Source organism: Kribbella sp. NPDC050459, from assembly GCF_040655315.1.
In the GTDB taxonomy this organism is placed as follows: domain Bacteria; phylum Actinomycetota; class Actinomycetes; order Propionibacteriales; family Kribbellaceae; genus Kribbella.
Map to the genome: position 1 here is coordinate 157,038 of NZ_JBFAJQ010000016.1, position 21,477 is coordinate 178,514.

21 protein-coding genes are annotated in these 21,477 nt (G+C 68.2%); 10 read left to right on the forward strand and 11 right to left on the reverse strand.

What is annotated here, in order from left to right; all coding sequences use genetic code 11:
* Window positions 1–3 precede the first annotated feature (3 nt).
* On the reverse strand, window positions 4–558 hold the full coding sequence (locus AB0I12_RS36810; protein ID WP_359939169.1) for a dihydrofolate reductase family protein: 555 nt from the start codon (window positions 556–558) through the stop codon (window positions 4–6).
* A gap of 191 nt (window positions 559–749) precedes the next feature.
* Here AB0I12_RS36810 and AB0I12_RS36815 point away from each other — a divergent pair, with 191 nt between their 5' ends.
* The gene (locus AB0I12_RS36815) at window positions 750–1,721 is read left to right on the forward strand and encodes a 2-dehydropantoate 2-reductase (RefSeq protein WP_359939172.1); all 972 of its coding nucleotides are present in this window, start codon (window positions 750–752) and stop codon (window positions 1,719–1,721) included.
* Between the two features lie 53 nt (window positions 1,722–1,774).
* Here the strand turns inward: AB0I12_RS36815 and AB0I12_RS36820 are convergent, their stop codons facing one another.
* The 3 genes from AB0I12_RS36820 to AB0I12_RS36830 are packed head-to-tail and all read right to left on the reverse strand — an operon-like array spanning window position 1,775 to window position 4,928.
* Window positions 1,775–3,127, reverse strand: coding sequence for a sugar ABC transporter substrate-binding protein (locus AB0I12_RS36820; RefSeq protein WP_359939175.1), 1,353 nt, complete (start codon window positions 3,125–3,127; stop codon window positions 1,775–1,777).
* Between the two features lie 11 nt (window positions 3,128–3,138).
* On the reverse strand, window positions 3,139–4,002 hold the full coding sequence (locus tag AB0I12_RS36825; protein ID WP_359939178.1) for a carbohydrate ABC transporter permease: 864 nt from the start codon (window positions 4,000–4,002) through the stop codon (window positions 3,139–3,141).
* On the reverse strand, window positions 3,999–4,928 hold the full coding sequence (locus AB0I12_RS36830; RefSeq protein WP_359939180.1) for a sugar ABC transporter permease: 930 nt from the start codon (window positions 4,926–4,928) through the stop codon (window positions 3,999–4,001). The genes AB0I12_RS36825 and AB0I12_RS36830 overlap by 4 nt, the downstream gene beginning before the upstream one ends.
* Before the next feature lie 135 nt (window positions 4,929–5,063).
* On the opposite strand from AB0I12_RS36830, the gene AB0I12_RS36835 reads away from it, so the two are divergent.
* Complete coding sequence (locus AB0I12_RS36835) at window positions 5,064–6,101, forward strand: LacI family DNA-binding transcriptional regulator (protein ID WP_359939183.1); 1,038 nt, start codon at window positions 5,064–5,066, stop codon at window positions 6,099–6,101.
* A gap of 80 nt (window positions 6,102–6,181) precedes the next feature.
* Here the strand turns inward: AB0I12_RS36835 and sucD are convergent, their stop codons facing one another.
* Together sucD and sucC are read right to left on the reverse strand one after the other, a co-directional pair.
* A complete protein-coding gene (sucD, locus tag AB0I12_RS36840; RefSeq protein ID WP_359939186.1) occupies window positions 6,182–7,081 on the reverse strand; it encodes a succinate--CoA ligase subunit alpha in 900 nt (299 codons plus the stop codon).
* A 1-nt stretch (window position 7,082) separates the two neighbouring features.
* Window positions 7,083–8,240: an ADP-forming succinate--CoA ligase subunit beta gene (gene sucC / locus AB0I12_RS36845; RefSeq protein WP_359939189.1), complete on the reverse strand. Its 1,158-nt coding sequence runs from the start codon at window positions 8,238–8,240 to the stop codon at window positions 7,083–7,085.
* 133 nt (window positions 8,241–8,373) lie between these two features.
* Here sucC and AB0I12_RS36850 point away from each other — a divergent pair, with 133 nt between their 5' ends.
* Both AB0I12_RS36850 and AB0I12_RS36855 read left to right on the forward strand, forming a co-directional pair.
* Window positions 8,374–9,708: an OFA family MFS transporter gene (locus tag AB0I12_RS36850; protein WP_359939192.1), complete on the forward strand. Its 1,335-nt coding sequence runs from the start codon at window positions 8,374–8,376 to the stop codon at window positions 9,706–9,708.
* An 89-nt stretch (window positions 9,709–9,797) separates the two neighbouring features.
* Window positions 9,798–10,268, forward strand: a complete 471-nt coding sequence (locus tag AB0I12_RS36855; RefSeq protein ID WP_359939195.1) for a hypothetical protein — start codon at window positions 9,798–9,800, stop codon at window positions 10,266–10,268.
* Here AB0I12_RS36855 and AB0I12_RS36860 read toward each other — a convergent pair.
* Complete coding sequence (locus AB0I12_RS36860) at window positions 10,220–10,477, reverse strand: hypothetical protein (protein WP_359939198.1); 258 nt, start codon at window positions 10,475–10,477, stop codon at window positions 10,220–10,222. The two genes, AB0I12_RS36855 and AB0I12_RS36860, sit on opposite strands and share 49 nt — an antisense overlap.
* A gap of 122 nt (window positions 10,478–10,599) precedes the next feature.
* On the opposite strand from AB0I12_RS36860, the gene AB0I12_RS36865 reads away from it, so the two are divergent.
* The 5 genes from AB0I12_RS36865 to AB0I12_RS36885 all read left to right on the forward strand — a co-directional run bounded on the left by AB0I12_RS36865 (window position 10,600) and on the right by AB0I12_RS36885 (window position 17,829).
* Window positions 10,600–12,309: a thiamine pyrophosphate-binding protein gene (locus AB0I12_RS36865; RefSeq protein ID WP_359939200.1), complete on the forward strand. Its 1,710-nt coding sequence runs from the start codon at window positions 10,600–10,602 to the stop codon at window positions 12,307–12,309.
* A gap of 12 nt (window positions 12,310–12,321) precedes the next feature.
* Window positions 12,322–13,560 (forward strand): formyl-CoA transferase, encoded by a 1,239-nt coding sequence (frc, locus tag AB0I12_RS36870; RefSeq protein ID WP_359939203.1) that lies wholly within the window; start codon window positions 12,322–12,324, stop codon window positions 13,558–13,560.
* A gap of 25 nt (window positions 13,561–13,585) precedes the next feature.
* On the forward strand, window positions 13,586–15,733 hold the full coding sequence (locus tag AB0I12_RS36875; protein ID WP_359939206.1) for an acetate--CoA ligase family protein: 2,148 nt from the start codon (window positions 13,586–13,588) through the stop codon (window positions 15,731–15,733).
* 64 nt (window positions 15,734–15,797) lie between these two features.
* Window positions 15,798–17,294: an Nramp family divalent metal transporter gene (locus tag AB0I12_RS36880; RefSeq protein ID WP_359939209.1), complete on the forward strand. Its 1,497-nt coding sequence runs from the start codon at window positions 15,798–15,800 to the stop codon at window positions 17,292–17,294.
* A 1-nt stretch (window position 17,295) separates the two neighbouring features.
* Window positions 17,296–17,829 (forward strand): hypothetical protein, encoded by a 534-nt coding sequence (locus AB0I12_RS36885; RefSeq protein ID WP_359939211.1) that lies wholly within the window; start codon window positions 17,296–17,298, stop codon window positions 17,827–17,829.
* A 1,023-nt stretch (window positions 17,830–18,852) separates the two neighbouring features.
* Here AB0I12_RS36885 and AB0I12_RS36890 read toward each other — a convergent pair.
* Window positions 18,853–19,041: a hypothetical protein gene (locus tag AB0I12_RS36890; protein ID WP_359939351.1), complete on the reverse strand. Its 189-nt coding sequence runs from the start codon at window positions 19,039–19,041 to the stop codon at window positions 18,853–18,855.
* On the opposite strand from AB0I12_RS36890, the gene AB0I12_RS36895 reads away from it, so the two are divergent.
* Window positions 18,994–19,344, forward strand: a complete 351-nt coding sequence (locus AB0I12_RS36895; RefSeq protein WP_359939342.1) for a GNAT family N-acetyltransferase — start codon at window positions 18,994–18,996, stop codon at window positions 19,342–19,344. The genes AB0I12_RS36890 and AB0I12_RS36895 overlap by 48 nt on opposite strands.
* Here AB0I12_RS36895 and AB0I12_RS36900 read toward each other — a convergent pair.
* The 3 genes from AB0I12_RS36900 to AB0I12_RS36910 form a co-directional block, all read right to left on the reverse strand.
* Window positions 19,266–20,015 carry a GntR family transcriptional regulator gene (locus AB0I12_RS36900; RefSeq protein WP_359939214.1) on the reverse strand — a complete coding sequence of 250 codons (750 nt, stop codon included), beginning with the start codon at window positions 20,013–20,015 and terminating at the stop codon, window positions 19,266–19,268. The two genes, AB0I12_RS36895 and AB0I12_RS36900, sit on opposite strands and share 79 nt — an antisense overlap.
* Before the next feature lie 100 nt (window positions 20,016–20,115).
* Entirely contained in the window at window positions 20,116–20,283 is a 168-nt protein-coding gene (locus tag AB0I12_RS36905) for a hypothetical protein (protein WP_359939217.1), read from the reverse strand.
* 141 nt (window positions 20,284–20,424) lie between these two features.
* Window positions 20,425–21,396: a LysR family transcriptional regulator gene (locus tag AB0I12_RS36910; RefSeq protein WP_359939220.1), complete on the reverse strand. Its 972-nt coding sequence runs from the start codon at window positions 21,394–21,396 to the stop codon at window positions 20,425–20,427.
* Between the last annotated feature and the right edge of the window lie 81 nt (window positions 21,397–21,477).

Here is a 21,477-nt window from a genome sequence, read left to right on the forward strand (position 1 = left end):
TTGCTAGGCCCGGACGTAGGTCGCCAGTGACGCCGCGCCGGTCTGCGCCACCGAGGTGAGCTGGAAGTGGACGGGTGCGTCCGACGGGCCGAAGAGCTGTGAGCCGGTGCCGACGATCGACGGGAACGTCATCAGCCGGTACTCGTCGACCAGATCCGCGGCCTGCAGCTCCCGGATCACGCTGAGGCTGCCGGTGACGGCGATGCTGCGCGACTCCGACCGCACGTAGTCGGCCAGAGAGCCCTCCATCAGCGTGGAGTTGGGGAAGGCGGACAGGTCGGTCAGCGAGTGCGACGCGACCACCTTCGCGATCTTGTTCATGCGGGTCGAGAACTCGTCGGTACGGCTCGGCCAGAGCCGGCTGAACAGCTCCCAGGTGGTCCGGCCGAGCAGCAGCACGCCGGTGTCCATCAGGTCGCCGAGGCGGAACTTGTCGCCGCCGACCGTCTCGGGACCGTGCCGGAACGCCCAGCCGCCGGCCGGGGTGCCGCCGGAGCCGTCGGGGTCGGTGACGATGCCGTCGAGGCTGACGAACGCGGTGACGATGACGTGGCCCATGGTTCCTGCTCCTTGCGTCGAGTGGGTTTGACGCAGGTACTTACCACCGGCGACGCGCCGATTCATCGGTCCCCGGCGAACTTTTGGGCGAGCGCTTGCCGGGGAATGTGATCTTGACCGCATTCGGCCTCCAGCCTACTGTATCCCGTATACCAAGCCCTATCCGGCATCCTCGGAAGGCAGGGACCCCTATGAGAGTTGCGGTTCTCGGCGCCGGTGCGATCGGTGCGTACGTCGGCGCGGCGCTGCACCGTGGTGGGACAGAGGTCCACCTGGTCGCCCGCGGCGCGCACCTGGACGCGATCCGGTCGAACGGTGTGACGGTGCGCAGTCCCCGCGGTGACTTCACCGCCCGTACACCCGCTACGGATGATCCGGCCGCGATCGGCCCGGTCGACTACGTCTTTCTCGGGCTCAAGGCGAACTCGTACGCGAGCGCCGGCCCTCTACTCGAGCCGCTGCTGCACGACCGCACGGTCGTCGTCGCCGCGCAGAACGGCATCCCCTGGTGGTACTTCCACGGGCTGAAGGGCCCGTACGAAGGCCGCCGGATCGAATCGGTCGACCCCGGCGGCGCCGTCACCGAGGTGCTGGACCTCGACCGCGCGATCGGCTGCGTCGTGTACTGCTCCACCGAGCTCGACGGCCCGGGCGTCGTCCGGCACCTGGAAGGCACCCGCTTCTCGATCGGCGAACCCGGCGGTGGGCAGTCGGAACGCTGCACCCAGTTCAGTACGGCGATGATCGCCGGCGGACTGAAGTGCCCGGTCGAGGACGACATCCGCAAGGACATCTGGATCAAGCTGCTCGGGAACGCGGCGTTCAACCCGATCAGCGCGCTGGCCCGGGCGACGATGGTGGAGATCGCCACGCACCAGGGCACCCGGCAGATGGTCCGGATGATGATGGAGGAGTCGCTGGAGATCGCCACCGCGCTCGGCTGTCATCCGGAAATCTCGGTGGACAAGCGCCTCGACGGCGCCGAACGCGTCGGGGAGCACAAGACGTCGATGCTGCAGGACCTGGAGAAGGACAAGCCGCTCGAGCTCGACGTCATCCTCGCCGCGGTCGTCGAGCTGGCTGACCTCACCGGCGTCAAGGCTCCGACGCTACGTGCGGTCCATGCCGTCGCCGATCTCCTGGCGAGCAAGGTCGGCGTGTAAAAGACCAGGTGGGTCCGACCACAGCGACGTCGGACCCACCTGTTCCATCAACGTCAGCCGTTGACCTGGAAGCCCTGCTCGTTGCCGTACTTCACCAGCGCTTCCTGCCACGCCGTGAGACCGGCGTTCAGGTCGGACTTGGACTGGTACGCCTTGCCGACGGTGTCGCCGTAGATGCTGTTCGCGTACAGCTCGTACGGAAGGTAGCTCCAGCCCTTCACGACCTGGCCGGCCGCGCTGGTGAGCACCTGGTTGATCTTCTGGCCGCCGAAGTACGCGCTCGCCTTGTCCACGAACGCCGGGTCCTTGAGGTCGGCCGTGGTCGCCGGGAAGCCGCCGCTGGCCAGGAACGGCTTCACACCCTCATCGTGGTTCAGCCAGCGCACGAACGCCGCCGCGAGGGCCGGGTTCTTGCTCTGCTTGATCACGGACTCGGTGCTGCCGCCGTTCTCCGCGGTGGCCGGCTGACCGTCGTACGTCGGCATCGGCGCGACTGCCCACTTGCCGGCGCCGGCCTTGACCGAGGACTCCATCACGCCGGGCATCCACGCACCGGTCGGCAGCGTGGCGATGGTGCCGTCGCCGAGCGCCTTGAACCACTCGTCGGTCCAGCCGGGGATGTTCGACACCAGTCCGCCCTGGACGAGCTGGTTCCACATCCCGGTCCACTTCTTGGAGCCGTCGTCCTGCAGGTTGATCGTGACGTTCTTGCCGTCGGTCTTGAACGGCTGCCCGCCGGCCTGCCAGATCATGCTCGTGGTGAAGCCGGCGTCACCGGAGTCGTTGGTGATGTAGGACTTCGGGTTCGCGGCGTGCAGCTTCTTCGCGGCCGCGACGTACTCGTCCCAGGTCTTCGGTACGGCGATGCCGTACTTGTCGAAGACCTCCTTGTTGTAGAACAGCGCCATCGGCCCGGAGTCCTGCGGCAGGCCGAACAGACCGCTGCCGGCGTGGACTGCGCCCCAGGTCGAGGCCGTGTACGCCGACTCGTACTGCGAGAACCCGAACTGGTTCAGGTCGACGAGCGAGCCGGGCAGCGCGAACTGGGGGAGTGCCTGGTACTCGATCTGGGCCACGTCCGGGGCACCGGAGCCGGCCTTGATCGCGTTCTGCAGCTTCGTGTAGTGGTCGTTGCCGGTACCGGCGTTGACGTAGTTCACCTTCACGTTCGGGTACTGCTTCATGAACGCGGTGACCTGGGCCTGCGCCGACGGCGTCCAGCTCCAGTAGGTGATTTCGCCGCCCGCCTTGAGCGCGGCGTCGACGGCGTCGGCCGAGCCGGTCGTCGTACCTCCGCCGGCGGCGTCGGTCTTGGAGCCGCCGCCACAGGCGGCCAGCACCGCGAGCGCTGTGAGAGCGGCTCCGGCAACCACCAGCTGCCGGATGCCCCGCCGATGAGACTTCATCCTGTTCCCTTTCATTTCACACTCCCGGCGGACAGGCCGGACTGCCAGAACCGCTGGAGAAGGAGGAAGGCGACCACCAGCGGAACGATCGTCAGCAACGATCCGGTGACCACCAGGTTGTAGATGGGGCGGGCGCCCACGCCGGTCGCCTGGTTGCTCCACTGGGTGAGCCCGACCGTGAGTGGGTAGAGGTTGGGTTTGCTGAGCATGATCAGCGGCAGGAAATAGTTGTTCCAGGTCGAGACCATCGCGAACAGCAGCGTGGTGACGATGCCCGGGGCCAGCAGCCGCAGCGCGACGGTGAAGAACACCCGGACCTCGCCGGCGCCGTCGATCCGGGCCGCCTCGAGCAGTTCGCCCGGTACGGCGTCGGTCGCGTACACCCACATCAGGTACAGCCCGAACGGGCTCACCAGCGACGGGATGATGATCGCCCAGACCGTGTTCGTCAGGCCGAGGTTGGAGAACATCAGGAACGTCGGTACGGCGAGCGCCGTCCCCGGCACCGCGACCGCGCCGAGCAGCACCGCGAACACCGCGCGGCGGCCGGCGAACTTGTACTTCGCGAGTCCGTACCCGGCAGCGGTCGCGAGCAGCGTCGCGCCGCCCGCGCCGACCACGACGTACAGCACCGTGTTGCCCAGCCAGCGCAGGAAGATGCCGTCGTTGTAGGTGAGCGTGTCCTTGATGTTGGTGAAGAACGCGAAGCTCTTCCCGAACCACAGGCCGGGCGTGGAGAGCAGGTCGTCCTGGGTCTTGGTTGTGCTGAGCAACAACCAGGCGAGCGGGACGATCGTGTAGAGCAGGTACAGCACCATCACGCCGGTGAGCAGCTTGGAGCGCTTCGGTCGCAGGGGAGAGGTCAGGGCGCTCACAGTGCCTCCCGGGATCCGCGGAGCTGGACGACGTACGCGATGACCGCGGTGATGACGCCCATCACGATCGCGATCGTGGCCGAGTAGTTGAACTGCTGGCCGGCGAAGGACAGGTTGTAGGCGTACATGTTGGGCGTGTAGTACGTCGTGATCACGTTCGGCGCCAGCGTCCGCAGGATGTTCGGCTCGTTGAACAGCTGGAAGCTGCCGATGATCGAGAAGATCGTCGCGATCACGATCGCGCCGCGCAGCGCGGGCAGCTTCACCGCGAGGATCGTCCGGAACGTCCCGGCGCCGTCGATCGCGGCCGCCTCGTACAGCTCACCCGGCACCGTGCGCAGCGCCGAGTAGAAGATCAGCATGTTGTAGCCGACGAACTCCCAGGTCACGATGTTGGCGATCGACGGCAGCATCCAGCTGCTGCTCAGCGGCTGGATCGCGGTCGTGCCGAGCAGGTCGTTGAGGTTCGCCGCCAGGCCGAAGTTGTCGCCGTAGATGTAGCCCCACATCAGCACGGCGACCACGCCCGGTACGGCGTACGGCAGGAAGATCACGATCCGGAAGAAACCGGCCGCGTGCAGCCGCGCGCTGTCGATCGCCAGCGCCGCGAGCAGCGCCAGCACGAGCATCACCGGCACCTGGACGACCAGGAAGACCGCCACCCGGGCGAAGGCCTCCCAGAACTTCGGGTCCTGCAGCGCCTGGGTGTAGTTGTCCAGCCCGACGAACACGGTGCCGCCGAAGAACGCCTGGTTGCGATACAGGCTCAGGTAGATCGCGTACCCGATCGGGGCCAGGAAGGTGAGCGCGAAAACCGCCAGGAACGGCCCGACGAACAGCCACCCCTTGCCGTCCTTGAACACCCTCCGCCGCCTGCCGGTCGCGCCGGCCCGTGCCACGTGCTGATGGGCCACGGACTCCGCCATGTCCGGGGACCTCCTCTCGCTTTCCGCGCCCGGAGGTGGGCGCGACGCGCGATGTTGACGTCAACATCGACGGCGCGACGGTAACGTGTTTACGTCAACATGTCTACACTCCGACGCAAGACCGAGGAGGTGCGGATGCCAGCGGAGGATTCAGCGGGCCGTCGGCGGCGCGGCCCGTCGATGGCGGACGTGGCGCGGCTGGCGGGGGTTTCGGGGCAGACCGTGTCGCGGGTCGCGAACGACCGGAACAACGTCGACGCGGTCACCCGGGACCGGGTGCAGGCCGCGATGCGCCAGCTCGGGTACCGCCCGAACAGCGCCGCCCGCGCCCTGCGCAACGGCGAGTACCGCAGCATCGGCGTGATCGTGTTCGAGTTGCACAGCTTCGGTACGACGCGGACGCTCGACGCGATCGCCACCGCCGCCACGATCAGCGGGTACGCGATCAACCTGGTTCCCGTGCTGGACGTCACGCAGAGTGCGGTCACGAACGCGTTCAGTCGGCTCGGTGAGCAGGCGGTGGACGGCGTCATCATTCTGATCGAGGCGCACACGCTGGACGAGGCCGGCGTACGGCTCCCCCACGGTCTTCCGGTCGTGGTGGTCGATTCGAGCGCGCACTACGACTACCCGATCGTCGACACCGACCAGCGGCAGGGCGCACGGCTGGCGACCGAGCACCTGCTCCGGCTGGGGCATGCCACGGTGTGGCACCTCGGCGGCCCGCCGACCTCGTTCGCCGCGGACCGGCGCCGGCGGTCGTGGGAGGCGACGCTGCTGGATCACGGCCGGGAGGTCCCACCGGTGCTCGACGGGGACTGGACGGCGACCTCCGGGTACTACGCCGGCCGGCGGTTGGCCACCAACGCCGAGGTGACCGCCGTGTTCGTCGCGAACGACCAGATGGCGCTCGGCCTGCTCCGCGCACTCCACGAACACGGCCGGGACGTGCCCGGCGACGTGAGCGTGGTCGGTTTCGACGACATGGAGGAGTCGGCGCACTTCTGGCCGCCGCTGACCACGATCCGCCAGAACTTCGTCGACGTCGGCCGGCTGAGCGTCGACGCGCTGATCCGCGAGATCCACGCCGGCGAACACCACCACGAGCCGGTCGCCGTCGCCGCCAAACTCGTCCACCGCAGCAGCACCGCACCCCCGCCCACCGCTGGGTAGGTTTCCCGTTTCGCTGGTCAACCAGCCAAGTGGGGGGTTTGCCACCCTGGATACGGGTGACAAACCCCGCATTTTGCTGGTCAACCAGCCAAATGGCGGGCGGCGGGGGTGAGGGTGGTGCGGAGGAGGTGGGCGGTTTCGGTGGGGGTTTTGCCGACGCGTACGCCGGCCGCCTCCAGGGCCAGCTGTTTGGCGGCGGCGGTGCCGGACGAGCCGGACACGATCGCGCCCGCGTGACCCATCGTCTTGCCCTCCGGCGCGGTGAAGCCCGCGACGTACCCGACGACCGGCTTGGTCACGTTCTCCTTGATGAACGCGGCCGCCCGCTCCTCGGCGTCACCGCCGATCTCGCCGATCATCACGATCGCGTCGGTGTCCGGGTCGTCCTGGAACGCCTGCAGCGCGTCGATGTGCGTGGTCCCGATGATCGGGTCGCCGCCGATCCCGATCGCGGTCGAGAACCCGAAGTCCCGCAGTTCGTACATCATCTGGTACGTCAGCGTGCCCGACTTGCTGACCAGGCCGATCCGGCCCGGACCCGCGATGTCCGCCGGGATGATGCCCGCGTTGGCGCGGCCGGGACTGATGATGCCCGGGCAGTTCGGGCCGATGATCCGCGTCCCGTTGGCCTGGGCGGCGGCGAAGAACGCGGCCGTGTCGTGCACCGGCACGCCCTCGGTGATCACCACGACGAGCGGGATCCCGGCGTCGACCGCTTCGAGTACAGCGCCTTTGGTGAAGCGCGGCGGGACGAACACCACCGACACGTCCGCGTCCGCTGCCTTCACCGCGTCCGCACACGATCCGTAGACCGGGATCGACTGCCGCGCGAAGTCCACCGACTGGCCGCCCTTGCCGGGTGTCACGCCGCCGACCACCGTGGTGCCGGCGGCAAGCATCCGGCTGGTGTGCTTCTGTCCCTCGGACCCGGTCATGCCCTGCACGACGACCCGGCTCTTCTCGGTCAGGAAGATCGCCATGTCAGTTTCCCTTCTCTGCGGCGAGTTCGGCGGCGCGGGCGGCGGCGCCGTCCATCGTGTCGACCACGGTGACGAGCGGGTGAGCGGCCTTGGCGAGGATCGCGCGGCCCTGCTCGACGTTGTTGCCGTCCAGCCGGACGACGAGCGGCTTGTCCGCCCGGTCGCCGAGCACGGCGAGCGCCTGCACGATGCCGTTCGAGACCGCGTCGCAGGCGGTGATCCCGCCGAAGACGTTCACGAAGACACTGCGCACCTGGGGGTCGGACAGGATGATCCCGAGCCCGTTCGCCATCACCTCGGCCGACGCGCCGCCGCCGATGTCCAGGAAGTTGGCCGGCTGCACGCCGTACGCGTATCCCGCGTACGCGACCACGTCGAGCGTGGACATCACCAGGCCCGCGCCGTTGCCGATGATGCCGACCGAGCCGTCCAGCTTCACGTAGTTCAAGCCCTTGGCGTGCGCCTCGGCCTCGAGCGGGTCGGCGGCCGTCTTGTCGTCGAAGCCCGCGTGGTCCGCGTGCCGGTACGCCGCGTTGTCGTCGAGCGTGACCTTGCCGTCGAGCGCCTCCAGCGATCCGTCGCCGAGCTTCACCAGCGGATTCACCTCGACCAATGCGGCGTCCTCGGCGACGAACACGTCCCAGAGCCGCTGTACGACGGCCGACGCCTCGGCAGGAAATCCGGCCGCCGTGACGATCTCCGCGGCCTTCGCGTCGTCGACGCCGACGGCCGGGTCGATCGGCACCTTCGCGATCGCGTCCGGGTTGGTGTGCGCGACCTCCTCGATCTCCACACCGCCTTCGGTGCTGGCGATGCAGAGGTACTCGCGGTTCGCGCGGTCGACCAGGAACGAGAAGTAGTACTCCTCGGCGATCTCCGCGGCCGGCGCGAGCAGCACCCGGCGCACGGTGTGGCCCTTGATGTCCATCCCGAGGATCTCGCCCGCCCGGGCCGTCGCCTCGTCCGGTCCGGCGGCCAACTTCACTCCGCCGGCCTTGCCGCGCCCGCCGGTCTTCACCTGCGCCTTCACCACCACGCGCCCGCCGAGCTCGCGGGCCGCGGCGGCCGCGTCGGCGGGGTCCTCGATCACCCGTCCGAGCGTCACCGGGACGCCGTGCCGGGCGAACAGTTCCTTCGCTTGGTACTCCATGAGGTCCACGTCGCCTCCCAGAAAGTGTGGTGACGACTGTATTCGGTATGCAATCTGCCCACAAGACCCGCTCAGGTCTGGACAGGTCGCGACGGGAGGAGTACCACAGACTTCATACGGTATGCAGTAGTCAGGAGGCGAGATGGATCACGCAGATGTCCGTGACGTCTACGGCCGGCGGTACCGGATCGGCGAGGATGCCCGCGAACTGACCGGCCACTCACGCCGCTGGCAACTCTGGGCGGCCTGGGCCTGCATGGTCGCGATCAGTCCGCTGCAGTACTCGTTCGGCGCGGCGGCGCTCGGTCTGTCGTCGGATCGCGGGTGGGGCCCTGCTCGCACACTGTGGCTGCTCGCGGTCTTCGTTGCCTGCCAGGCGCTGGTCGCGGTCCCGGCGGCCTGGGCCCATCGGGTACGACGGGCCACGCCGACGCAGCTCGTCATTGCGGGCGGGGTGCTCTCGGCGATCGGACTCGTCACGCTCGCGCACGTCGACGCGTACGTCGCGGTCGTGGCCGGCTACTCACTCCTCGGCGGCACCGGCGCGGGCCTCGTGTACGCCGCCTGCATTACCACATCGGCCCGCTGGTTCCCGGACCGGCGGACGGCGACGATCGGATTCGTCACCGGCGGCTTCGCGGTCGGCGCGGTGCCGAGCATCTTCTTGCTTACCTGGCTGGACGAGTCGTTCGTGTTCGACCTGACTGCGCTGGTGGCGGTGCTGGTCGTGATCGTCGCCGGCGGTCTGTTGAAGGATCCGCCGCGGTACTGGTGGCCCGCGCACATCGACGCTCAGGCGTGGGCAGTCGACCGGAAGCTCAACCGCAGTATTCCGAACAATGCGCCCGCCGTCCGGCAGTACCGTCCCGCGGAGGCGATGAAGACCGGTGCGCTGCCGCTGATGTGGTTGCTGCTGGCAATCAGCGCGGCGTTGTCGCTGCTCGGGATCGCGTTCGTGGCCGGCTACGCCGTCGAGACCGGACTGGGGACGGCGACGTCAGCATGCGCCGCCGGATTGCTTGCCGCCGTCAACGGTCTCGGGCGATCGTCGGCGGGCCACCTCTCCGACCGCTTCGGCCGCCGCCGCGTGCTGGCCGCCGTACTGATGGTCGAGGGGTTCGCGCACATGGGACTCGTGACCGCCGGAGCCGGATGGGTGTTCGTGGTGTGTGCCATGTTCGCCGGCCTCGGCGGCGGTGCGTTCTACGCGATCATGGCCAACCTGGTGCTGGAGTTCTTCGGTGAGAACAGCCTGGTGCAGAACCAGGCCATCCTGTACTCCGCGAAGGCGGTCGGCGGGCTGGTCGGTATCGGTGTCGCCGCCTCGGTGATCGCCGCCGTTGGATACCGGCCGGTGTTCCTCGCCGCAGGGCTGCTCGGCGTACTGACCGCGCTGAGCGTGCGGCTGCTCAAACAACCCGGCCGGCCCGCGCTGCCCGTCCGCCCGCAGCTCGGTACGCCGGTGGCAGGCGAGTGAGCGGCTACGGGAAGGTTCAGCGGGATCCCTGTGTGATGGAGCTGGTGTCCCGTTTGGCACGAGAGCCCTGGACGGATCGCCCTGGATGCGTGCACCCGGTACTGAGTGCCGTGGCGCGGGTCGCCCACGACCACAGCACGTCGACCGGTCGACGCGAGTTGCTGCCGCTGGCTCCGCGGTTCATCGACACCAACCGGGCGGGCTTCGAGTCGTCCGCCCGGTTGGTCGCGCTCTGCGTGTCGACAGCGCTGACGACCGGCGAGCTCCTGCGTGACGAGCGCCGCCGCTTGACCGAGGCACACCAGACAGCCCTGCACCTGCTCGGTTCCGAAGACAGCCCTGGGGGAGCGGCGCGATGGTGGCTACCGGTGCTTTCGCCGCTCAAGTGGAGCGAGCCCTTCTACCGCTCGTTCGTCGCCACAGAACACGCAGCCGAGGCGGTGGCGATCACCGCCCGAGCGGCCAATCCCGACCTACGGCTGCGAAGCCTGCTGAAGCTGTGCCTCGCAAGTCAGCCCAAACCTTCGTGCTCGGCATCCGCCCAGAAATCGTGGTCGTAGTCGTCGTCCGGGATCGCCACGAGCTCGTGCCGGCGGGGCGCGCGGACCTGCTGCTCGAGGCGGCGGAGATCTGCCGTGCAGCGCTCCAGGTCGTCGAGCAACCGCAGGACGTCGAGGTGCGGACCGAGGCGATTCCTCAACGCCACAAGGGATTTCTCCAGCGCGAGCAGCGCGGCGCGGGTCCGGTCGAGTTCGTCGGAAATCGTCATCACAGCCTCCTGGGTGCGAACTCTGGACAACTACCGCGGCGTGGGATAAGACTACGACTACACCATACGGTATGCAATCTACATCCAAGCCGCTAACCGGCCTTTCCGAGGAGTGACTGCAGATGGCGCAGACAGTGTCGGAGACCCACCCCGTCGCGGAAGTCAAGGAGCCGGAGACCATCTCCGGGGGTCACCTCGTCGCGAAGGCCTTGAAGGCCGAGGGCATCGACGTGATCTTCACGCTCTGTGGCGGTCACATCATCGACATCTACGACGGCTGCGTCGACGAGGGCATCGCGGTGGTCGACGTACGGCACGAGCAGGTCGCGGCGCACGCGGCCGACGGGTACGCGCGGGTCACCGGCAAGCCCGGCTGCGCGGTCGTCACCGCCGGCCCCGGGACGACCGACGCGGTGACCGGTGTCGCGAACGCGTTCCGTGCCGAGAGCCCGATGTTGCTGATCGGCGGCCAGGGCGCCCTGAACCAGCACAAGATGGGGTCCCTGCAGGACCTGCCGCACGTCGACATGATGACGCCGATCACCAAGTTCGCCGCGACCGTGCCGCACACCGCGCGGGCCGCCGACATGGTCTCGATGGCGTTCCGCGAGTGCTACAACGGCGCGCCCGGTCCGTCGTTCCTGGAGATCCCGCGCGACATCCTGGACAACTCGGTGCCGGTCGAGTCCGCGACCGTCCCCGAGGCCGGCCACTACCGCGCGTCGACGAAGAGCATCGGCGACCCGGCGAGCATCGAGGCGCTGGCCGACCTGCTGGTGAGGGCCGAGAAGCCGGTCGTCCTGCTCGGCAGCCAGGTGTGGACGTCGCGCGGCAGCGAGGCGGCGGTCGACTTCGTCCGTGCGCTCGACATCCCGGCGTTCATGAACGGCTCGGCCCGCGGCACCCTGCCGCCCGGCGACCCGCACCACTTCCACCTGTCCCGTCGCTACGGCTTCAACAACGCCGACCTGATCTTGATCGTCGGTACGCCGTTCGACTTCCGGATGGGGTACGGGCGCCGGCTCCCGAAGAGCGCCACCGTCGTACAGATCGATCTCGACTACCGCACCGTCGGCAAGAACCGCGACATCGACCTCGGGCTGGTCGGCGACCCGGGCGCGATCCTGGCGGCCGTCACGCAGGCGGCGTCGGGCCGGATCCAGAAGACGGACCGGAAGGCCTGGTTCGCGGAGCTGCGCGCCGAGGAGGACTCGGCGTACCAGAAGCGGCTGCCGCGGCAGCTGTCCGACGCGAACCCGATCCACCCGCTGCGGCTCGCGCACGAGATCAACGAGTTCCTCACCGAGGACTCGATCTACATCGGCGACGGCGGCGACATCGTCACGTTCTCCGGCGGCGTCGTGCAGCCGAAGTCGCCCGGCCACTGGATGGACCCGGGCCCGCTCGGCACGCTCGGCGTCGGCATTCCGTTCGTGCTCGCGGCCAAATACGCGCGGCCGGACAAGGAAGTGGTCGCGCTGTTCGGCGACGGCGCGTTCTCGCTGACCGGCTGGGACTTCGAGACGCTGGTCCGCTACCAGCTCCCGTTCGTCGGTGTCGTCGGCAACAACTCCTCGATGAACCAGATCCGGTACGGCCAGGAGGCCAAGTACGGCAAGGACCGCGGCCGGGTCGGCAACACCCTCGGCGACGTGAGGTACGACGAGTTCGCGCGGATGCTCGGCGGATACGGCGAGGAGGTTCGCGACCCCGCGGACATCGGGCCGGCGCTGCTGCGGGCCCGCGAGTCGGGGCTGCCGTCGCTGATCAACGTCTGGGTCGACCCGGACGCGTACGCCCCCGGAACCATGAACCAGACCATGTACAAGTAAAGGGGACCCGTCATGACAGCGTCCACTCAGAGGGCCCTCGAAGGTGTCCGCGTACTCGACATGACCCACGTGCAGTCCGGACCGTCCTGCACCCAGATCCTCGCCTGGCTCGGCGCCGACGTGATCAAGCTCGAGGCACCGACCGGCGACATCACCCGCCAGCAGCTGCGCGACCTGCCGGACGTCGACAGCCTCTACTTCACGATGCTGAACTGCAACAAGCGCAGCATCACGCTGAACATGAAGTCCGACCGGGGCAAGGAGATCTTCACCGACCTGGTGCAGAACTCCGACGTCCTCGTCGAGAACTTCGCGCCCGGCGCCATCGACCGGATGGGGTTCACCTGGGAACGCCTCCAGGAGATCAACCCCGGCCTGGTGTTCGCGTCGATCAAGGGCTTCGGCCCCGGCCGGTACGAGAACTTCAAGGCGTACGAAGTGGTCGCCCAGGCGATGGGCGGCGCGATGAGTACGACGGGATTCGAGGACGGACCGCCGACCGCGACCGGTGCGCAGATCGGCGACTCCGGCACCGGGATCCACCTGGTGGCCGGCATCCTCGCCGCGTTGTTCCAGCGGACCAGCACCGGCAAGGGCCAGCGGGTCACCGTGGCCATGCAGGAAGCCGTCCTGAACCTGACCCGCGTGAAGCTGCGTGACCAGCAACGGCTGACGCACGGCCCGCTGCGCGAGTACCCGAACGACAACTTCGGTACCGAGGTCCCGCGGTCCGGCAACGCGTCGGGCGGCGGCCAGCCCGGCTGGGCGCTGAGGTGCGCGCCGGGCGGCCCGAACGACTACATCTACGTGATCGTCCAGCCGCCGGGATGGGCCCCGATCGCCGAGCTGATCGGCAAACCGGAGCTGGCCGAGGACCCGGACTGGGCGACGCCGGTCGCGCGGCTGGACAAGCTCGACAAGATGTTCGCGCTGATCGAGCAGTGGACCGAGCAGCACACCAAGTTCGAGGTGATGGACAAGCTCAACGCGCTGAACGTGCCGTGCGGGCCGATCATGTCCACGGCCGAGCTGATCGCGGACGAGACGCTGGCCGACCTCGGCGCGGTGGTCGAGGTCGAGCACCCGCAGCGCGGCACCTTCAAGACCGTCGGCTGCCCGATCAAGCTGTCCGACTCGCCGGTCGAGGTGCAGACCTCGCCTGGCCTCGGCGAACACAACTCCGTCATCTACGGCTCGCTCGGGATCTCCCCGGCCGAGCTCGACGACCTCAAGACCGCCGGCGTGATCTGACTCTCGCGAAATGGAGTGCATTCGCATGACTTATGACAAGGCAGCAGTCCGGACCATCCTCGACCAGGCTCTGGCGGACGGCCGCACCTCGCTGAGCGCGCCGGAAGCCAAGCTGGTGGCCGACGCGTACGGCATCCCGACACCGGGCGAGGGGCTGGCCACGACTGCCGAGGGGGCCGCCGGCCTCGCGGCCGAGATCGGGTTCCCGGTCGTGCTGAAGATCGTCTCGCCGGACATCCTGCACAAGACCGACGCCGGCGGCGTGGTGGTCGGCGTCGACAGCGAGGACGCGGCGCGGGACGCCTTCGACAAGATCCTCGCCAACGCGCGTTCGTACCGGGCCGACGCCGAGATCACCGGCGTACAGGTCCAGAAGATGCTGGTCACCGGCGGTGACGTGCAGGAGGTCATCGTCGGCGCGGTCACCGACCCGACGTTCGGCAAGGTGGTCGCGTTCGGGCTCGGCGGCGTCCTCGTCGAGGTGCTGAAGGACGTCACCTTCCGGCTGGCTCCGCTCGGTGCCGACGAGGCGCGGGCGATGATCGACGGGATCGGCGCCCACGAGATGCTCGACGGCGTCCGCGGCGCCCGGCCCGTCGACAAGGACGCCCTCGCCGACCTGGTCCGGAGACTGTCGGACCTGGTCACCGACTTCCCGCAGTTCGCCGAGGTCGACCTGAACCCGGTGCTCGCCGCGCCGGACGGCGCCACCGCGGTCGACTTCCGGATCATCGTGGACGCCGAGGCCGGGAAACCGGTCGAGCGGTACTCCCAGGAGGAGATCCTGACCGCGATGACCCGGATCATGAAGCCGCGCGCGGTGGCCGTGATCGGCGCGTCCAACGAGGACGGCAAGATCGGCAACTCGGTGATGAAGAACCTCGTCAACGGCGGGTACGCCGGGGACATCTACCCGATCAACCCCAAGGGCGGCGAGGTCCTCGGGCTGAAGGCGTTCGCCAGCATTGTGGACGTACCGGGTGACGTCGACGTCGCGGTGTTCGCCGTACCGGCCAAGTTCGTCGGCGGCGCGCTCGAGCAGTGCGGCCAGAAGGGCGTCGCGGGCGCGATCCTGATCCCGTCCGGGTTCGCCGAGACCGGCGAGCAGGAGCTCCAGGACGAGGTGGTCGCGATCGCCCGCAAGCACAATGTCCGCATCCTGGGACCGAACATCTACGGCTACTACTACCTGCCGGAGAGCCTCTGCGCGACGTTCTGCACGCCGTACGACGTGCGCGGTTCCGTGGCCCTGTCGTCGCAGTCAGGTGGTATCGGGATGGCGATCCTGGGCTTCAGCCGCTCGAGCCGGATGGGAGTTTCCGCGATCGTTGGGGTAGGCAACAAGGCCGACATCGACGAGGATGACCTCCTGACGTTCTTCGAGAGCGACGACAACACCAACCTGATCGCCATGCACCTTGAGGACCTGAAGGACGGCCGGGCCTTCGCCGAGACGGCGGCCCGGGTGTCGAAGAAGAAGCCGGTCGTCGTACTGAAGGCCGGCCGGACTTCCCTGGGCGCGCGGGCGGCCAGCTCGCACACCGGCGCCCTGGCCGGCGACGACAAGGTGTACGACGACATCCTGCGGCAGAGCGGCGTGGTCCGCGCGCCGGGGCTGAACGAGATGCTGCAATACGCCCGCGGCATCCCGCTGCTGCCGACGCCGAAGGGTGAGAACGTCGTCATCATCACCGGCGCGGGCGGCTCCGGCGTACTGCTGTCGGACGCCTGCGTGGACGCCGGGCTGACGCTGATGGACATCCCGCCGGACCTCGACGAGGCGTTCCGGGCGTACATCCCGCCGTTCGGCGCGGCCGGGAACCCGGTCGACATCACCGGCGGCGAACCGCCGTCGACGTACCGGAACACGATCGCGCTGGGGCTGTCCGACGAGCGGATCCACGCGCTGATCCTGGGGTACTGGCACACGATCGTGACACCGCCGATGGTGTTCGCGGAGCTGGTCGCCGACGTGGTCGGGGAGTTCCGGGCCAAGGGCATCGACAAGCCCGTGGTCGCCTCGCTGTCCGGCGACGTCCAGGTCGAGGAAGCCAGCCAGTACCTGTTCGACCACGGTGTGGTCGCGTACCCGTACACCACCGAGACCCCGGTCCAGGTCCTCGGTGCCAAGTACCGCTGGGCCCGCAACGCCGGGCCGCTCGGCATCAGTTGATTGGAGGAAGCAGTCCGCGGGGGTGTGGTAGTCCGCTAGTTGGCGTCGATCTAAGGAGTCCGCCTTGGACGTCACGAGCAAGACCTCAGAAGTACCCGAAGAGCCGGCGGCCGCGGTCACCGAGAAGGTGTGGAAAGCCGGCCGGCTCGAACCGATGCCGATCCGGAAACTTCCGGACGCACCGCCGTCGTTGCACATCCTCGGCCCGACCGTCTTCCTGGTCGCGCTGGGGGTGGGCATGGGGGAGTCGTACATGTGGCCCCGGCTCGTCCTGGTGTTCGGGCCGGACATCCGCTGGTTGTTCATGGTCGGTGTCACGCTGCAGGCGTTCGTGCTGCTGGAGATGGCGCGGTACGCGATGGCCACCGGGGAGAGCATCTTCTTCGGCGCGGCCCGGATCTTCAAACCGCTGATGTGGTTCTTCTACGCGGCGGCGATCCTGATCTACATGTGGCCGGGCCATCTGTCCGCCGGCGCGGCCGCCTTCGAGGAGATCAGCGGCATACCCTGGCAGGTCACCGCGTGCGTGGCTCTGGTGTTCGTCGGTGTGCTGTTCAGCCTGTTGTCGGTGATCTACAACTTCCTCGAGAAGCTGCTCGGCCTGCTGATCGGGCTGCTGGTCGTCGGCACGTCGGTGATCGCGGCGATGGTCGGCAGCTGGGACGACCTCGGCCGGACGCTGTCCGGGATGTTCGCGTTCGGGTACTTCCCGGACGAGGCGATGACGTCGGCCTGGTTCCCGGTCGTGGTCGGTTCGATCGCGTTCGCGGGACCGTCCGGGATGCAGCAGATGTGGTACACGCTGCAGTTGCGGGACAGCGGCGCCGGTATGGGCGCGCACATCCCGAAGATCCGCGGCCTGCGGGCGGCGAGCGAGGCCGAGTCGATGCCGTCCCGCGGGTTCATGTTCGACACCGAGGACCCGGCCGAGATGGCGAAGTGGAAGGGCTGGCGCAAGTGGGTCACGTTCGACGCGCTGCTCCTCTTCTGGGGCATCACGATGCTGGTCACGATCTCGTTCACCGTGCTGGCCATGTCGGCATCCCGGGAGAACCCGGACGTCGCCACGCTGATCGAGGGCGGTGACCGGGAGGCGGCGCTGAAGGCGATGTCGGACGCGTTCGCGTCGGCCGGCTCGCCGATCCTCGGCACGTTGTTCTTCGCCTTCATCGCACTGATAGGGCTGAACGCGACCCTCGGTCTGTTCGACTCGTTCTCCCGCGGCCAGGCGGACATGACGTACTACTTCGTGCCCGGCGCGAAGCGGTTCTCGATGTCGCGGCTGTACGCCGGGTTCCTGTGGGGCGTGATCCTGTTCGGGATCCTGATCCTGCTGTTCGGGCCGGCCGACGGTCCGGCGGGGATCCTGGACACGCTCGCGTTCCTGTCCACCTTCGCGATGGGCGCCTACTGCATCGTGCTGCTGCTCACCAACAACATGCTGTTGCCGAAGAAGATCCGTCCCGGCCCGGTGCGGAACGTGATCATCGGCTTCGGCGCGGTGTTCTACCTCGGGATGCTGTTCTACTGCCTGTTCCGCTTCGGCGTGGCTGTGGGCTGACATGGCGGATCTGAAGCAGTTGGCGGAGTACTCGGTCCCGGCCGTCTCGGTCGGTGCCGCGGCAGGGTTGATCGCCGGTGGACTGGCCGCATTCGTCGGCCAGCCCGCCGGCTGGGCGGTGCTCACCGGGCTCGGTCTCGCCGTACCGCTGATGGTGTTCGGGACGGGGTACGCCGTCCTGGTCGCGCTGGGGAAAGTCCCCGCCGGGGTGTTCGCGCCGGCGGCGGTCTACTGGGTGATCGCGTTTCCGCTGGCGTTGCTGGTGCACGCGGTCGTCACCGAATGGGTGGTCGCCGGTTCGCCCGGTCTGCCGCCGGAACCGTGGAAGTTCCTCGCCTTCCGTGCGCTGGTGAGCATGGGATTCGCGATCGGCTTCCTCTGGATGCACGAACAGATCGGCCGCCTCTGGTGGCCGCACATCCTCGACCGCAACATGTACGCCCGGCGGGTAGTCGAGCAGTACACCCACCTGGCCACCGCCCTGGAGGCCCGCAAAGCCGCCACCGGCCGAGGCCGCAAGAACCGCACCGCCTGACAGTCGCCCGCAACCCTTGAGGTTGCGGGCGACCAAAGGTCGCCGCTTCGCGGCGGCTGTCTTGTTGCCGCCTTCGGCGGAGCGTGGACTGTGCTGAGCGGCGACTGTGAACGGCGCACGGCACCCCGGGCGAGGGATGCCGTTTCGCCTTGGCGTGCCAGGCCGGAGCGGGGTTTCCGGAAGATATTTGGCACCCTGTGACGATTTTGTTCCGCAAAGTGGGCTGTCTCAGATGCGAGTTTGTCTGCAGCGGATCTGCAGCACTCATCAAGCTCGGCTATCAGTCGGCAGACGCCTGCAGCTGAGCGTGCCGACGTCCCGGCGGACCGGGTTGGTGAGTGATGGAGATCCGCATTTCAGCGGCGTTGCGCGCGCCACGGCGTACGCGAGCGAGGGGTTCAGCGGCAGATGTTCCTCGCCTCGGATGACGCCGATGGTGTGGAAGTTCCCGTAGTGGCCAACGGCGGCACTCGCACGGAGGTGGCAAGACAGGAGTCACCGACCGAAGCTCATCCACCTCTTCACCTTCGCACGTGCCGGCAGACGTCACGCGTGCGATCTGTGGACAATGTTCGTTCGGGCAGGGGATGGTTGGGGATGGGTTGGCGTTCTGCAGTTGCGGGTGATGCGGGGTTTCTGGCTGAGTTGGCGAGTCAGGCGTCGGGTAGCAGGGTCAGCCCCGGTGATGCGGCGACTTTCCTCGAGACCTGGCGCGTCGAGATCGACGACGAGGGCACCGCGGCGGTGGCGGTTCTCCCGCCGGCCGACGGTCATGCAAGGGGTTACGGCGCCTGGTGGGTACGTCGGGACTCGGCGCAGCACCGCGACGTCGTAGACCGCTTGATCCACCTGGCGAGCTCCGTGCCTGGCCTGAGTGTCCTGCAGATCTCCCTGCCCGACGGGCAAACTGTCGATGAACCCCAGTTCGAACGCGCTCATCCGCTCTGGACAATGGTCCACGACGGGTCTACCTGGCCGCAGCGGGCGCCGGTTCTGCCTGTACCTCTTCGCGTCGGCCGATGGTCAGACGGAGTGCCAGGCGAGTTCGAGAAGGCCTACGCACAGTCGTACCGCGACCAGCGCGTGGTCGAACCGCATGGTGCTGAAACCTGGGCCTTGCTCGCCCGCGGCGACGCGTTTGCCGCGGAACTCGGCGTACTGGCGATGACCCCTGAGGAGCAGGTAGCGGGATTCGTCCTCGGGTTCAGGCACGGGCGCCGCGGTGTCGAACTCGGTCCGATCGGAACCGTCCCGGCCTGGCGAGGGCGCGGCGTCTGCTCAGCGCTGCTCGCGTCCGTGCTGATGTATTGCCGAGAGAACGGATTCGCTCCAGTAACCCTCACGGTCGACGGCGAGAGCCCCACGCATGCTCAGAACCTGTATCTGAAGCACGGGTTTCGCGTGACCGAGCGTCTCACCGCCTACCAGGTACGGCTTCAGCCCCGGCGTCGGCGGCGGGTGGGTCCGGGTTCGGTCGGTTCGGCGGGGTCGGACGCGGCCTGGAGGTCGTGGTAGGCCTTGCGGGTGTGTTCGGTGTGTTCGCGCATGATTTGGGCGGCCTTGTCCTCGTCGCCGTCGCTGATGGCCTTGACGAGGCGGTTGTGCTCGCGCCAGGACGCGGCGCCGCGGACGGGGGCGACGGGGGTGTAGTACCAGCGGACGCGGCGGTCGACCTGGGCGGCGAAGTCGACGAGGAAGCGGTTGCCGGACATCTGGGTGATCAGGCTGTGGAGCTCCGCGTTGGTGCGGACCGTGCCGTCGATGTCGCCGGCTTCCTGGTACGCGGTGCCGACCTTGCACAGCTCGCGCAACCGCGCGACGTCGTCCTTGGACGCGTGCCGGGCGGCCAGGCGTGCGGACTCCGATTCCAGGGCGGCGCGGGCCGCGAGCAGCTGGTCGACCTCGTCCTCGGCCGGCACGTGCACCATCGCGCCGAACCCGGGCCGCAGATCGACCCAGCCTTCGTTGTTCAACCGTTGCAGGGCCTCGCGCACCGGCTGGCGGGAGACGCCGAGCATCCCGGCGAGCTCGACCTCGACCAGGTGCCGGCCGCGCTCGAGGGTGCCGTCGATGATCATCTCGGTGAGGGCCTCGTACACCGATTCCCGCAACGGCTGCGGGCGCTTGACGTGCCGCACACCGGCCGGTTCCGCACCCGCCCCTGGGCCTGCGCTGATGGTCGTCATGAGGTCCCTTCCGGTCCTACAGTCATGGCACTTGGTAGACAGTCTACCAAGTGCCATGACCTGACATATAGCTCCGGCGACAGAGTGTTCTGTGCCGGACTCAGGCGGCCGACTCGCGGTCGTCGTCGTGGGTGCCGCGGCCCTCCTCGGCCGTCAGCTTCGCGAGCTCCGCATCGAGATCGAGCGGGGTGCTCAGCTCCTGCAGTTCCGGGGCGTCCGGGAACTGCGGCCGCGCCGCCAGAGCACCGAACCTCCGCGTGAAGATCATTGCTGTCCTTTCCTGAATTCTGCCTTCTGTATACATTCAACCAGCCGTACTCACCGGTTATGCCCACGTCTCACGTGATCCCCGTTACGTACGCCGTGATCCCGCTTACACGATCAGGTAGGCACTTCCACCATCGCCGGGTCAGTGGCCGGCGGTCAAAGACTTGGTTGCTATGTCGAGATAGCCCGAATCCATCAGATGTACGTCGAGCAGGTCGTCGAGGGCCTTCTGTACGCCGGCCTGGCGCGCGACGTCGAGCAGCGCGCGGGCGAGGACGGGCTCGGGGCTGCGGGCGGCGATCACCAGGCCGACGCGCGGGCCGTGCGCCGGGCGTTTCAGCGGTATCACGCGCATCCCGTCCGGTACGCCGAACATGTGCAGCCACGCGTGCGAGATGACCGTCGACCAGTGGTTGCCGTGCAGGTGGCTGTAGAGGCCGGAGACCGTGTCGCTCTCGATCGAGGGTGTCGCGGTCACGCCGTCGTCGGTGAAGTACCCGTTCATGATCCGGCGGTTGCGCATGTCGGGGGAGAGCAGGCACAGCGGCAGGCCGGCGACCTGCGCCCAGGTCGCGAACGGCTGCTCGGCGAGTTCGGTGCCCTTCGGTGTGAGCAGCAGGTACCGCTCCTCGTACAGCGGCGTCTTGCGCACCTGGCCGAGCGTGTCGTCGTCGAGGTACGTCATCGCGACGTCCAGCTCGAACTCGGCCAGCTTCTGGGTGATGTCGCGCGACGACAGCGACTCGAGCGTGACGCGGGTGTTCGGGTGCCGCTCACAGAACGGGGTGGTGAGCAGCGAGACGACCGGCATCGCGGTCGGGATCGCGCCGAGCCGGAGGGTGCCGTTCAGGCCGCCGCGCATCATCGACAGCTCGTGCCGGAGCGCGTCCTGCTCGGCGAGGATCCGCTGCGCCCAGAGCAGCACCCGCTCGCCCTCGGGAGTCAGGCCCTCGAAACGCCGGCCGCGGCGCACGATCGGTACGTCGAGCTCCTGCTCGAGCTTGCGGATCGCCGCGGACAACGACGGCTGGGAGACGTAACAGGCGTCCGCGGCCCGCGCGAAATGCTTCTCGCGGGCGAGGGCGACGAGGTACTCGAGCTGACGGAGCAGCATCAACGGGCCCGTGCTGGTGTGCAGTCGCCTGTATACATAATCCAACTGTAGTGAGACCGGTCGCGCACGGAAAGATCCCGG

Excerpts from the sequence above, each read along its gene's own strand:
- AB0I12_RS36830 (WP_359939180.1), bottom strand. The coding sequence starts at position 4,928 with ATGGCGGAGTCCGTGGCCCATCAGCACGTGGCACGGGCCGGCGCGACC.
- AB0I12_RS36850 (WP_359939192.1), top strand. The coding sequence starts at position 8,374 with ATGGATCACGCAGATGTCCGTGACGTCTACGGCCGGCGGTACCGGATC.
- AB0I12_RS36810 (WP_359939169.1), bottom strand. The coding sequence starts at position 558 with ATGGGCCACGTCATCGTCACCGCGTTCGTCAGCCTCGACGGCATCGTC.
- AB0I12_RS36900 (WP_359939214.1), bottom strand. The coding sequence starts at position 20,015 with ATGACGACCATCAGCGCAGGCCCAGGGGCGGGTGCGGAACCGGCCGGT.
- AB0I12_RS36905 (WP_359939217.1), bottom strand. The coding sequence starts at position 20,283 with ATGATCTTCACGCGGAGGTTCGGTGCTCTGGCGGCGCGGCCGCAGTTC.
- AB0I12_RS36815 (WP_359939172.1), top strand. The coding sequence starts at position 750 with ATGAGAGTTGCGGTTCTCGGCGCCGGTGCGATCGGTGCGTACGTCGGC.
- AB0I12_RS36865 (WP_359939200.1), top strand. The coding sequence starts at position 10,600 with ATGGCGCAGACAGTGTCGGAGACCCACCCCGTCGCGGAAGTCAAGGAG.
- AB0I12_RS36885 (WP_359939211.1), top strand. The coding sequence starts at position 17,296 with ATGGCGGATCTGAAGCAGTTGGCGGAGTACTCGGTCCCGGCCGTCTCG.
- AB0I12_RS36860 (WP_359939198.1), bottom strand. The coding sequence starts at position 10,477 with ATGACGATTTCCGACGAACTCGACCGGACCCGCGCCGCGCTGCTCGCG.
- AB0I12_RS36875 (WP_359939206.1), top strand. The coding sequence starts at position 13,586 with ATGACTTATGACAAGGCAGCAGTCCGGACCATCCTCGACCAGGCTCTG.
- sucD (WP_359939186.1), bottom strand. The coding sequence starts at position 7,081 with ATGGCGATCTTCCTGACCGAGAAGAGCCGGGTCGTCGTGCAGGGCATG.
- AB0I12_RS36895 (WP_359939342.1), top strand. The coding sequence starts at position 18,994 with ATGACCCCTGAGGAGCAGGTAGCGGGATTCGTCCTCGGGTTCAGGCAC.
- AB0I12_RS36835 (WP_359939183.1), top strand. The coding sequence starts at position 5,064 with ATGCCAGCGGAGGATTCAGCGGGCCGTCGGCGGCGCGGCCCGTCGATG.
- AB0I12_RS36910 (WP_359939220.1), bottom strand. The coding sequence starts at position 21,396 with ATGCTGCTCCGTCAGCTCGAGTACCTCGTCGCCCTCGCCCGCGAGAAG.
- frc (WP_359939203.1), top strand. The coding sequence starts at position 12,322 with ATGACAGCGTCCACTCAGAGGGCCCTCGAAGGTGTCCGCGTACTCGAC.
- AB0I12_RS36820 (WP_359939175.1), bottom strand. The coding sequence starts at position 3,127 with ATGAAGTCTCATCGGCGGGGCATCCGGCAGCTGGTGGTTGCCGGAGCC.